General features: G+C 65.8%; 12 protein-coding genes, 1 tRNA gene and 1 other RNA gene. 11 read left to right on the top strand and 3 right to left on the bottom strand.

Going from position 1 to position 10,898, the window contains the following annotated elements; all coding sequences use genetic code 11:
• The first annotated feature begins 206 nt into the window (after nucleotides 1–206).
• The gene (locus LA343_RS01485; protein ID WP_224209189.1) at nucleotides 207–1,295 is read left to right on the top strand and encodes a hypothetical protein; all 1,089 of its coding nucleotides are present in this window, start codon (nucleotides 207–209) and stop codon (nucleotides 1,293–1,295) included.
• Nucleotides 1,292–2,386: a tRNA glutamyl-Q(34) synthetase GluQRS gene (gene gluQRS, locus LA343_RS01480; protein ID WP_081737447.1), complete on the top strand. Its 1,095-nt coding sequence runs from the start codon at nucleotides 1,292–1,294 to the stop codon at nucleotides 2,384–2,386. Before LA343_RS01485 ends, gluQRS begins: the two co-directional genes overlap by 4 nt.
• On the opposite strand, the gene LA343_RS01475 is transcribed toward gluQRS, so the two are convergent.
• Complete coding sequence (locus LA343_RS01475) at nucleotides 2,383–3,255, bottom strand: crotonase/enoyl-CoA hydratase family protein (protein ID WP_025403790.1); 873 nt, start codon at nucleotides 3,253–3,255, stop codon at nucleotides 2,383–2,385. The genes gluQRS and LA343_RS01475 overlap by 4 nt on opposite strands.
• A gap of 253 nt (nucleotides 3,256–3,508) precedes the next feature.
• Between LA343_RS01475 and LA343_RS01470 the strand changes: the two genes are divergently transcribed.
• Nucleotides 3,509–5,119 carry an SLC13 family permease gene (locus tag LA343_RS01470; RefSeq protein WP_025403789.1) on the top strand — a complete coding sequence of 537 codons (1,611 nt, stop codon included), beginning with the start codon at nucleotides 3,509–3,511 and terminating at the stop codon, nucleotides 5,117–5,119.
• A gap of 36 nt (nucleotides 5,120–5,155) precedes the next feature.
• On the opposite strand, the gene LA343_RS01465 is transcribed toward LA343_RS01470, so the two are convergent.
• Nucleotides 5,156–5,614 (bottom strand): GNAT family N-acetyltransferase, encoded by a 459-nt coding sequence (locus LA343_RS01465; protein WP_025403788.1) that lies wholly within the window; start codon nucleotides 5,612–5,614, stop codon nucleotides 5,156–5,158.
• 270 nt (nucleotides 5,615–5,884) lie between these two features.
• An RNA gene (gene ffs / locus LA343_RS01460) (signal recognition particle sRNA small type) lies at nucleotides 5,885–5,979 on the bottom strand.
• A 120-nt stretch (nucleotides 5,980–6,099) separates the two neighbouring features.
• On the opposite strand from ffs, the gene LA343_RS01455 reads away from it, so the two are divergent.
• The 8 genes from LA343_RS01455 (at nucleotide 6,100) to LA343_RS01420 (ending at nucleotide 10,826) form a co-directional block, all read left to right on the top strand.
• Nucleotides 6,100–6,188: transfer RNA gene (locus LA343_RS01455), tRNA-Ser, on the top strand.
• Nucleotides 6,189–6,360: 172 nt separating this feature from the next.
• Complete coding sequence (locus LA343_RS01450) at nucleotides 6,361–7,527, top strand: tyrosine-type recombinase/integrase (protein WP_025403787.1); 1,167 nt, start codon at nucleotides 6,361–6,363, stop codon at nucleotides 7,525–7,527.
• 99 nt (nucleotides 7,528–7,626) lie between these two features.
• Nucleotides 7,627–7,932 carry a hypothetical protein gene (locus LA343_RS01445; RefSeq protein WP_144084534.1) on the top strand — a complete coding sequence of 102 codons (306 nt, stop codon included), beginning with the start codon at nucleotides 7,627–7,629 and terminating at the stop codon, nucleotides 7,930–7,932.
• Between the two features lie 79 nt (nucleotides 7,933–8,011).
• Nucleotides 8,012–8,215: an excisionase family DNA-binding protein gene (locus LA343_RS01440; RefSeq protein WP_025403786.1), complete on the top strand. Its 204-nt coding sequence runs from the start codon at nucleotides 8,012–8,014 to the stop codon at nucleotides 8,213–8,215.
• Between the two features lie 212 nt (nucleotides 8,216–8,427).
• On the top strand, nucleotides 8,428–8,592 hold the full coding sequence (locus tag LA343_RS01435; protein WP_224209188.1) for a MerR family transcriptional regulator: 165 nt from the start codon (nucleotides 8,428–8,430) through the stop codon (nucleotides 8,590–8,592).
• The gene (locus LA343_RS01430) at nucleotides 8,589–8,915 is read left to right on the top strand and encodes a hypothetical protein (protein ID WP_025403785.1); all 327 of its coding nucleotides are present in this window, start codon (nucleotides 8,589–8,591) and stop codon (nucleotides 8,913–8,915) included. Before LA343_RS01435 ends, LA343_RS01430 begins: the two co-directional genes overlap by 4 nt.
• Nucleotides 8,912–9,409 carry a hypothetical protein gene (locus LA343_RS01425; RefSeq protein ID WP_025403784.1) on the top strand — a complete coding sequence of 166 codons (498 nt, stop codon included), beginning with the start codon at nucleotides 8,912–8,914 and terminating at the stop codon, nucleotides 9,407–9,409. Before LA343_RS01430 ends, LA343_RS01425 begins: the two co-directional genes overlap by 4 nt.
• A gap of 199 nt (nucleotides 9,410–9,608) precedes the next feature.
• Nucleotides 9,609–10,826 (top strand): hypothetical protein, encoded by a 1,218-nt coding sequence (locus tag LA343_RS01420; RefSeq protein WP_025403783.1) that lies wholly within the window; start codon nucleotides 9,609–9,611, stop codon nucleotides 10,824–10,826.
• Nucleotides 10,827–10,898 lie beyond the last annotated feature (72 nt).

Below are 10,898 nucleotides of genomic sequence, written 5' to 3'. Positions count from 1 at the left end.
GCAGAGCCGAATTCGACAAAACACAACATTGTCACAAGTGAAGCCCCGTGAGCCGGGTTGTCTAGGGCCGAATGGGCGTAAGTGAGACGGACTGGGACACTGCAACCGGGGTGAACGGGTGAATGTGAGCGATGGACTGGCACGCGACAGGGAACGTGAAGTGCCTGCGGTAGCCGAACAACCGCGGGCATCGCACAATACCGATCATGACTAAGGGGTGGGGACCTTTTCTGGTGACGTCGCGGATGGGGAGCGCCGAGCAGAGCCGGCTCCGAAAGGCGTTTCACCAGGGCAAAGTAGTGAAACTCGCGCATGGCATCTACACGGATCGGCAGCACTGGAGCGGCTTGTGGCCGAGCGAGCGATTCCGGCTGCGCGCCCTGGCCGTCGGCGCGAGCAATCCGAAGGCTGTGCTGTGCCGCAAGGCAGCGGCCGCAGCGCTCAACCTGCCCACCGAAACCGGATTTCGCGATGTGCCCGTTGAACTGGGAAGACGTACTACCGCGCGGCACCGCTCAACCGGCCGGGTCCGCGTCGGTTCACTGTTGCGGGAGCGCAGCGTGCCCGCCGTCGCGCTGTCCACCGCCACGCGCCACAGTGAGCACGGCCTCGAGTTCGCCGTGGCCCATCCCGTGTTCGCCGCGTTCACGTTGGCGGCGTGGCACAGTGTCGAAGACGCCGTCGTGGCCATCGAGGCCGCCCTACGCACCGGCACAATGACTACGGACTCACTCCACCGCGCCGCCGACGTCACACTCGCGGGCTGCAAGGGCATCGCCCGCTTCCGCCAGGCCCTGCGCCTGTCCAACCGCCATTCGGAAAGCCCCCGCGAGTCTGGCCTCAAGGTGAAACTGTGGCGCGCCGGGTTGCCGCCGCCGTTGCAGCAGGCCCAGGTGTATTCCAAGGCTGGCGGGTTCATCGCTCGTCCGGATTTTTTATTCGACGACGCCTCCAGCCTCATCGTCGAATACGACGGCCGCGGGAAATACCGCGGCGCGGATGGAGGGGAGAACGCGGCGGCGATGTTGGAGCCGGAAGCGCACGATCCTGCCTACACCTTCGATGCTCTCAACAGCGAGCGTGACCGGGAGAAAATGCTCCTCAACCAGGGGTTTCGGGTGCTGCGGGTGTATGGGGATATCTACGACGATCCGCAGACCGTGTGGGACATCGCGGCGGCTCATGGTGGGGCAGGGGCTCAGGCGCGCTGGCAGGGACATCCGCACGCGCAGCGGCAGGCGGGGGAGTTCCGACAGTGGGAGCTGGTGGTCGGCGGGTATCGTGCGTGGGTGTGAACGATGCACCAGCGAGCCCAACTCCCCAGAACCCAGGGTCCCAAGGCCCTGAGCTTCAGAACCCAGCTCCGCTCGGACGCCCCGCAGGCCGCTATGCCCCCAGTCCCTCGGGCGACCTGCACCTGGGGAACCTGCGCACTGCCGTGCTCGCGTGGCTCATCGCCACCACGGAGAACCGCCCGTTCCGCCTGCGCATCGACGATATCGACGCGCAGCGCTCCACCGCCGAAGCGGCGAGCAGGCAGCTCGAAGACCTCGCCGACCTGGGCATCACCCACGACGGCCCGATCGCCCGCCAGCAGGAGAACATGCCCCACTACCGCGCAGCGCTCAAGCAGCTGCAGGATGCCGGCATGGTCTACGAGTGCTACTGCTCCCGCAAAGACATCGCCGACGCCCAACGCGCTCCCCACGGCCTGCCCGGTCGCTACCCGGGGACCTGCCGGAACCTCACCGACGCCGAGCGCGATCAGCGCCGCGCCGACTTGTTGGCCCAGGGGCGGATGTGGTCGTTGAGGCTGACGGCGTCGGAGAATATCGAAGGGGAGTGGGCCGTGCGCGAGCGCGTAGCAGTGGCGCACGACCCCGGCCGGAATAGCGGTGAGTTTCGCGGCGAGGTGGATGACATGGTGCTGCGCCGCGGCGGCAACATCGAGCGCGCTGATGATGATGCGGTCGATGACGGCGCCGGCGGTCACGCTGACGATTTTGCCTACAACCTGTGCGTCGTGGTTGACGACGCACTCGCTGGCGTGGGGCAGGTGGTGCGCGGTGATGACCTGTTGACGTCCGCGCCGCGTCAGGCGTATCTCGCGCATCTGCTGGGCTTGCCGGACGTGGAGTACGCGCACGTGCCGCTGGTGCTCGGGCCGGAGGGGCGCCGACTCGCCAAGCGCGACGGCGCCGTGACCCTCCGCGAACTACCCGGCGGCGCGCGCGAGGGGATGCAGTGGATCCGCGCATCGCTCGGCAAGGCCGTTGATCAGTCTTTTTCCTCCGACGCCACCACGCCGCCCGCCGCCATACTTGCCCACATGAGGGACACGTTTGACCTGGCCAAGCTGAGCCGGGAGCCCGTGACCTGGCGCTAGCGCACCTCGCGGCGGCGGAACTTCGCCGCGATTTTCTCCGCAGGGATCTTCTTCGCCGCGGCCTTCTGCGCGATTCGCGTGTTTTTCGTCGCCAGTAGCCGGGACTGGCGCAGGCGCTCCTTGACGAAGGTCATGCGCGGGCCTGACTCCCACGTTTCGTCGATGACGCGCTTCGCATACGCCACCGAGTCCGGTGACCGCGTGATGATCTGGCGAGCCAGCTCCTCGGCTGCGGCCAGGGGGTCGTCCACGACCTCGGAGGCCAGCCCGTACTCCACGGCCTTTTCACCACTGAGGATCTCACCGCTCATGGTCAGGCGCTTCATCACGTCGATGGGCAGCACCTGCTTCATGGTCATGATGCCGGACATGTCGGGGATGAGGCCCCATTTTGCCTCGAGGACGGACCATTGCGCGTCGGGCGTGGTGAAGCGATAGTCGGCCGCCAGGGCGATCTGCACGCCACCGCCGAAGCAATATCCCTCCACCGCGGCGATGACGGGGACGGGTAGGCGTCGCCATGCCCAAGGAGCCTCCTGGAAAGTATTGGTGCCCCGCCACGGGCGTGGGAGGAACGTGGCGGCGATGCGGCCCGGGCTTTTCAGCGCCGAGGCGAAATCGAGGCCGGCGGAGAAGTTGTGCTCGAACCCGGAGAGGATCACGGCCCGCACGCTGCGGTCGCGGCGGAGCTTGTGCGCGGTGGCGACGAGCTGGTTGAGCGTGTCGAGCGTGAGGGAGTTGAGCTTGCCCGGGCGGTGCAGCTGCACGTGGACGAGGCCGGGGGTGGTCTCGGAGTGGCGGACGGTCACGAGCTGGTCGGTCGCTGCGTGCTCGGACACGGTCGGGTCGGGTGAGGTCTGGTCGGTCATGGTTATGAATCTAGGACACAGCGGGCGGCTGCGGGGTGGATTTGGGAAACCGGTCTGCGCCTTTATGAATTGTGATTCAAAACTAATCTGACCTGCATATATGGGGGTTGCCGAATGGTAGGGTGGGGATGCAAGAGTCCGCAGAGCTGGTGACCCCAGCTGCGGCACCACACCGAAGGTTCCGATAGCCACAAGCATGACTGGAGCACCAGGGCACAATCGGGGCCTCGCTAACTCACGAGGAGTTCACCCCATGAGCTCGACAACTCAACGCGAGCACGCCTCAGGGCATGGTTCAGGGCAAGGTTCAGGGCAAGACGCTGGCCTGTCCGCCACAGACGATGCGCAACAGGCCACACAGCAGACCGCGCAGCAGAACGAAGCGACGAAGGACAAGTCACTGCGGCACAGGCTCAACCTCAAACCCGCATGGTTCGCCCTCGCGCACGTGGTGCTCATCGCCATCCTGCTGCTACCCAGCCCAGACGGCCTCAGCTGGCAAGGCCAAATTGCCCTCGCGGTCTTGGGCTTCGCGGTGGTCATGTGGATCACGGAGGCAGTGACCTACCCCGTCTCCGCCATCATGATCATCGCCTACCTGGCGCTGCTCCTCGGACTGTCCGGGGACCCAGACGCGCCCGGTGCCGCCTTCGGAACGAAAAACGGCCTGACCACTGCATTGGCAGGGTTCTCCTCCTCCGGCGTGGCCCTCGTGGCCGCCGCCCTGGCGCTGGCAGCCGCCATGCAAGCCACCGGGCTACACAAGCGCGTGGCCCTGCTGGTTCTCAAGATCGCTGGCGAGAAGATCTCCCACATCGTGGCCGGTGCCATCATCATCTCCATCATCCTGGCGTTCTTCGTTCCTTCGGCTACGGCCCGCGCAGGCGCGGTGGTCCCTATCCTGCTGGGCATGGTTGCCGCCTTCGGGTTGGCGTCGAACTCAAAGCTATCCGCGCTGCTTATCATCACCGCGGCGCAATCGATCTCCATTTGGAATGTCGGCATTAAGACGGCCGCGGCGCAGAACCTCGTGGCCCTCAACTTCATCGAAGACTCCATGGGTCGTTCCGTGTCGTGGGGTCAATGGTTCCTCTGGGCCGCGCCGTGGTCGGTGCTCATGTCCATTGCGCTGTTTTTCATCATGCGCTGGGCCATCAAGCCCGAGGTCGACCGCATGGATGGCGGCAAGGAGACCGTCCGCCGTCAACTCGAGGAGATCGGCCCCATCACGGGCCCGGAGATCCGGTTGATCGTGGTCTCCATCGCGCTGCTGTTCTTCTGGTCGACTGAAGGCTTCCTCCACCCCGTGGATTCCTCCACGATCACCCTGGTGGCGATCGGTTTCCTGCTGCTTCCCCGCGTGGGCGTGTTCACGTGGAAGAAGGCCGAGAACCTCATCAACTGGGGCACGCTGGTGGTCTTCGCCGTGGGCATCTCGCTCGGCACGCTGCTGCTGAAGACGGGCGCGGCCGGTTGGCTGTCGCAGAAGACCTTCGGGGCGATGGGGCTGGACTCCATGCCACTGCTCGCCACCATCATCTTGGTCGGTGCGTTCACGGTGATCATCCACTTGGGCTTCGCCTCCGCCACCGCGCTGTCCTCGGCGCTGATCCCGGTGTACATCGCGCTGGCCGCCACGCTGAACACCCCCGATGGTGGCCTGGGCTTCGTGGTGATCCAGCAGTTCCTCATCAGCTTCGGGTTCCTGCTGCCGGTCTCGGCACCGCAGAACATGCTGGCTTACGGTACGGGCGCGTTCACGACCAAGCAGTTCCTGCGCACGGGTATCCCGCTGACGATCATCGGTTACGCGCTGGTGGTGCTGTTCTCCGCGACGTACTGGAAGTGGCTGGGCCTGGTGTAACGCGCTGGCGTTCGCGGACTCGCGTGAGAGTCCGCGCTAGTCCCACCCGCGCGGCGCGAGCATCTTGAATCCGTGCAGCTCGTCGGCATCTTCCACGCGCCGCCAGCCCAGGTGCTCCCAGAATCCGGCGAGCTCTTCTTCCGGCGTGGCGATCAGCTTTGTGTCCGCGAACTTGTCGAGGATCGCGTCAACCATCCACCGCGCGATCCCCTGCCCGCGCTCGTCCTCGCGCACGTCGATGAGCGCGATTTCGATGCAGTCGTCGCAGTTGCCGTCCATGCTGATGCGCGCCACGTCTTTGCCGCTCTGGGTGTCTTTCTTATCGTCGACGCCGCCACGCTCCCCATCGTCGTCCACCTTGAGAACGCGGAACACGCAGATGCTGTCTTCCAAGCCCTCGGGGTCGGACCAGTACGAGTCGAATTCGTAGCCGCAGGATTCTTTGAAAACCTGGGAGCCGGGGGTGAGCTGCACTTCGTCGAGTTCCAACCGCATGTGACGGGGTGCCTTCCTTCGATCCTTACTTCCTGAGCACAACCGCGTGGGGTGCAGGGGCGGGCATTCCGTTTGGAGGCGCGCTCGCCACAGTTTTTAAGAATACAAAAGAGGCTGGGCTTGGGGGAGGGATTCGGAGCGTGAGTGGCGTATCTGACACATCCGGCTCAGCCACTCTCAGAACTGGAAGAATGCACTGCAACGTCTCGCGGAGGCAGCAAGAAGTGCAAGAGCGGACAAGTGCAAAGGACAACCGCACAAAGGCATAAAAAAAGGGGACCCCGCGCACCCGTCAGAGCTCGCTGACCCTTGCTGCATTCCTGCCCTGGGGGAGTTCACAAGATAAACGCCGCGCGGAATCCGTTGCCCATCCTATCCCAGACCGCCGCGCCAAGCCAAAACCTATCCAGCCAATTTGGATTCAACCCCGGTGCTTGTGTAATCTCTTCGAAGGACGTGAGGGCACTGCCCTTTCCGTCAGGCATGGAGGATTCGACTAGCGGCCTATGTCACACGCCTGGAACGCGTGCGGGAGTTACATCCCTCAGGGGTTCAAATCCCCTATCCTCCGCCAAACGGAAAACCCCTGGTCACCGCGACCAGGGGTTTTCTTGTGTCTACCAGTGGGAACGGCACATTCCCCCAGTAGCGCTAGCATGCAGCAGTGGGCACGGAACGGCACCGAAATCCCCAATCGTGTCCCCACGTCCCCAGCCTGTATCCCCACTCGCCCCGGAGCACCCCCCATGTCCCGCGATATTCCCCATGGCAGCGTTGAGAAGCGCGGAAACCGTTACCGCGCCACCTACTACGACCCCGCCGGCACGCTCACCCCATCGGGCCGACCCCGCAAGGTCTACAGCCCCATGTCTTTCACCACTCGTGCCGATGCCGAAGCGTGGTTGATCGCCGAGTATGAGCTGATCCGGTGGGGAAATTGGACGCACCCCAAGGACCGCGCCGCCGCGAAGGCCCGTACCGCGACCACCCTGGATGACTACCTGGACCGCTTCATCACCGCCCGTGGCTACCGCCCGTCGACAGAGGCGACCATGCGCAGTGTCTACAAGACCAGAATCAAGCCACACCTCGGGGACCGTCCCCTCACCGACCTCACCGCCCCCGACGTGAAGGCATGGCAAGCGGCCCTAAAGGCAGACCCCGCCACGTCGGCCACCCTTAAACGCAACCGCGATGCGTTCGCAATGTTGTCCACGATGTTCGCCCAGGCCGTGGAGCACGGGCTCGTGGACGTTAACCCCTGTTCCGGTGTGAAGGTCCGCAAGCCGAAGGCCGACGCTAAGACGGTGCCGACGGTGGAACAGGTCACGGAACTGATCGGCCTCATGCCCGAGCACTACCGCCTACCTACGGCCCTCATGGCGTGGTCTGGTCTGCGCGTCGGGGAGGTTGCCGGGCTACAGCGTGCCGACGCCTACGCGGTCACCACGGGCGGGCAGACGGTCCATTACGTCCATGTCCGCCGCACCGTGCAGCGTGTCGCGGGGGAATGGATCACCACCCCGGGCAAGACAGAGGAGGCCCGCCGCCGCGTGCCGGTCCCGCCGCATATCGTCCCGCTGCTGGTGTGGCACTTGCAGAGGTTCACCGCCGACACCGCAGACGCCCCCCTATGTGTGAACAAGGACGGCGGGATGATCGTCCGCCAGCGCTACGCCCGCGTGCTCGCGGACCGCGCCGGGCAGGTGGGGTGCCCCGACCTGACGCCGCACGTCCTCCGCCACTTCGCCGCGACGCAGTATGCCCGGATGGGGGCCGGCGTGCCGGACCTGCAAGCGTGGCTCGGGCACGCAGACCCGGCCATGTCGTTGCACTACGCCAAAGCCGCTAGCGGGCGCGCGGAGCAGTTGGCCGCAGCCATGTCGGCGCTCGCCACTGGGGAAGGCGCGTGACCGCCGCAGGCGACGCCTACGCGGCCCTAGAGACCGCCGGGGGGGGTGAAGGCACACACGGCCCTGACATACCGATGCAGGGCTAGGGGGTGCCAGCTGGTGCGGGTTCTCCGCGTGCCCGCCGGCCTGATAGTCGTGTGGCCGTCCGCGAGGGTGGGGGAACGGCTACGGCTGCGCCACGTAGTGCCGATGACCCCGGGAGGGGTAACGGCGAAGTGGTGGGGCGAAGCATGGCCGCTAGGCCGGTCTGTCGTGCTCGTTGGCTGCGGGCACGTCACCGCCTCACTGTCTGCCGACGATGTGCGGAACGACATGGCCGCTGGTCACGGGGCGGTTGTTGTTCTTCCCCGTGAGGGCGACGCAGCGAACGCGCTTGCCGCCGGTCCGATCCAAACCCCGGGGTAGGATTGCCCCATTGCCCGCACTGGAAGTGCGAACAGCCGTTTGGGGATGGGCACCCACGGCCCGGCCCTAAGGGGTCATCATGTCTAAAGAGCACCGCCGCCAACAGCCGCCGCAGAGGCTTATCACCCAGGGCGACGCCGCCGACATGCTCGGAGTGTCCGTCGACACCATCCGCCGCCGTATAGCTGACGGCTCGATCCGGGGGTTCCGCGTAGGCCGCGCCGTCCGCGTGTGCGAGGCGGACGTGTGGGCACTGGCCCGCCCCATCCCCGTCACTGACTAGCTGCAACCGTGCTGGTCAAAGCGGTTTCATGGTGCCTGTTGCGCGCTGACGTAAACTCGTGTAACGTGGCCCGTGTTGGTATGGTGTATCCAAAACCGACCAGACCCGGACTTGCTTGCTGCAAGTGCCGGGTCTTTGCGTACCCAGACCATCTAGCCCCGCACCGAACCCGGTGACGGGGCTACACGCCGTTGGAGAACATCATGGACTTGATGACCGCGCAGGAAACCGCAACGATCCTGCGCACTACGACCGCAGCACTCGCCGCGCATCGCCACCGGGGCACTGGCCCCGATTTTGTCCGCGCTGGCCGTCGAATCCTGTACCGCCGTGGGGCCGTTGAATCGTGGCTGCGCGACGTTAAGGGCATCGCATGACCGCCCGCGCTGGCCACCTAGCAGTCGCGGCCCAGCTGACCGCACGCGCCGCCGCCGCCGAACGGCTGGTGCCATTAGAGCACTCGGGCAAGCGCGACCCTGGCTCCGGCATTGCTCCGCGCCGCGACCGCCTGCCAGTCAGCCGCCGGCCACCAGCACCACACGCCAGAATCATCGCCGCAGCACGCGGCGGAGGCCACTACGTGCCGCACGGCACGACCCGCGACGAGTTGCGCATCGTCTGGCAAGCCAGGCCGGAGCTGCGCGACGCCGTCGCCCTCATGGCAAGCCAGATAACAACCACCGAGAAGGAGCAAGCATGACCTACTACGACACCTATTCCAGCCGCACGCCCGACGACCAACCCACCGACACCCGACGCAGCACCCCGGAGACGCCACTACAGGCCGCCATCGCCAAGATCATCGACCAGGCCGCAGGCATGGCCGGAGGCGGCAACGCGGATCACCGAGCGCACGACTTGAACGCCATGGAGGCCGACGTGCGCGACTACGCCGCGAGCATGGCGCTCTACTCCGAAGAGCCGCACGAGTACGTGAACGCCGTAGGTGCCGACAAGATCGCCGAGCGCCGGGGAGCATACCGCTTCGACCAACCCGCCGGCCTCCCCATCGCCCACGACGACGACCTCCGCCGTCGGCAGAAAGAGGGCCTACGGCAGGCCATCTTCGGAGACCAGTACGAACCGCCCCGCGAGAAGCGCCCGCAAGCCCGATCCTCCCACGGTGGCGTTTGGGCCTCGGCGCAGCAAGAAGTCATGCCGGGGTACATCCAGCCCGAGCACGACTACCAGTAGAACCCAACGGGCCCCCATCCCCTCCCCACTAAAGCAAAAAGAACGCCCGCCCCGGGCTGGCACCAGGGCGGACGTAAACGGCGAGAGGAATACCGTGAGCACTACCCTAGCAGGTCAGACCCCACAAACGCCACTGCACAGCGTTCTAAATATTGACCAATGGAGTGAACTCGACTCCGCAATATTCGACAACTCGGAAATGCTAGAGAGCATCCGCGCACACGCCCGACACGTTCGCGTAGCACCGATAGCGCTGCTATTCGTCAGCATCGTTCGCGTCCTAGGTGCCGTCCCCCCAACCGTTCACCTCAATGCCGGCGGCGGGCCCGGCGCGCTTAATACCTTCGTTGCACTGATCGGCCCATCCGGTGCAGGCAAGGACCGCACCCTAAACGCGGCCACAAGGGCCCTGAGAGTCCTCGACGCCGACGGTAGGGAGATTGCCCCGCCAACGTTCCCATTGGGCTCGGGAGAGGGCGTCACGGGCGTATATGCGCCACGAGAAGGCCACGACGGCCCCATCCCCGGTGAAACGACCGCCCTATTCGTTGAAACGGAAGTGTCCTCGCTTACCGCGCTGATGGGGCGCACCGGGGCGACGCTGCGCTCGACGCTGCTAAAGGTCTACTCGGGCGGCGACCTAGGTGCCACCAACAAGTCCGAGCACGTCTCCGTGCCGTGGGGCACCTACCGGGCCGGGATGATCGTAGGAGCCCAGCCCGACCGGGTGGGCGGCATCCTCGACGACGCAGGCGACGGCCTACCGCAACGGTTCGCGTGGACCGAGCTGGTCGACCCGCTGCGCAAAGAGGGGCGGGCATACCCGACCGCCGACGTGCTACCCGTCCCGCTACCGGCGTTCGACGGCCAGATCACGTACTGCGACCAGGTTGTCGCGGCCACCCGCGCCGCCGATGACGCCCGACTAATCACCGGCAACACCGGGGGGCTCAACGCCCACGGCCACCTCACCCGCTTGAAGATCGCCGCCGGCATTGCCGTGCTGCGGGGCCGGGCACACGTCACCGAAGATGATTGGCGACGAGCCGGGGCCATGTGCCGGTACTCAGACAAGGTTCGCCACCGCTGCACCGCCCATCTAGAGGGCCAGCGCGTCGCGGCAGAAGCAGAGAAGCACCGCCGCCACGAGGCCGCAGAGGCCGCCGCCACCGCCGACCGGATCAGCGCGGTGACCGAGAAGGTCTACACCGCCCTAGAGTCCGCAGACGACGTTGGCGGGTGGGTGAACGAACGACTTATTCGCCGGGGTCTGACGAAGCGCCAGCAGGACGTTCTGCCGGATGTGCTCGACTCGCTACGGGACGGCGACGACGACGGCAACGGGGCAATTGAGTCGCAGACTAACCCGGACCCCCGGGCGAGGGGCGGGCTGCAATGGCGACTATGCCGCGATTAGGGGTGTCGCGGGTGTCGCAAGTCCCTGACCAGCATGAACGGCGCATTCGGAGGTGTCGCGCATGTGTCGCGC

It is taken from the genome of Corynebacterium falsenii, assembly GCF_020099275.1.
In the GTDB taxonomy this organism is placed as follows: domain Bacteria; phylum Actinomycetota; class Actinomycetes; order Mycobacteriales; family Mycobacteriaceae; genus Corynebacterium; species Corynebacterium falsenii.
This window is presented reverse-complemented; position numbering and strand designations above follow the sequence as displayed.

Excerpts from the sequence above, each read along its gene's own strand:
- LA343_RS01450 (WP_025403787.1), top strand. The coding sequence starts at position 6,361 with ATGTCCCGCGATATTCCCCATGGCAGCGTTGAGAAGCGCGGAAACCGT.
- LA343_RS01435 (WP_224209188.1), top strand. The coding sequence starts at position 8,428 with ATGACCGCGCAGGAAACCGCAACGATCCTGCGCACTACGACCGCAGCA.
- LA343_RS01420 (WP_025403783.1), top strand. The coding sequence starts at position 9,609 with ATGCTAGAGAGCATCCGCGCACACGCCCGACACGTTCGCGTAGCACCG.
- LA343_RS01485 (WP_224209189.1), top strand. The coding sequence starts at position 207 with ATGACTAAGGGGTGGGGACCTTTTCTGGTGACGTCGCGGATGGGGAGC.
- LA343_RS01440 (WP_025403786.1), top strand. The coding sequence starts at position 8,012 with ATGTCTAAAGAGCACCGCCGCCAACAGCCGCCGCAGAGGCTTATCACC.
- LA343_RS01465 (WP_025403788.1), bottom strand. The coding sequence starts at position 5,614 with ATGCGGTTGGAACTCGACGAAGTGCAGCTCACCCCCGGCTCCCAGGTT.
- LA343_RS01425 (WP_025403784.1), top strand. The coding sequence starts at position 8,912 with ATGACCTACTACGACACCTATTCCAGCCGCACGCCCGACGACCAACCC.
- LA343_RS01430 (WP_025403785.1), top strand. The coding sequence starts at position 8,589 with ATGACCGCCCGCGCTGGCCACCTAGCAGTCGCGGCCCAGCTGACCGCA.
- LA343_RS01475 (WP_025403790.1), bottom strand. The coding sequence starts at position 3,255 with ATGACCGACCAGACCTCACCCGACCCGACCGTGTCCGAGCACGCAGCG.
- LA343_RS01470 (WP_025403789.1), top strand. The coding sequence starts at position 3,509 with ATGAGCTCGACAACTCAACGCGAGCACGCCTCAGGGCATGGTTCAGGG.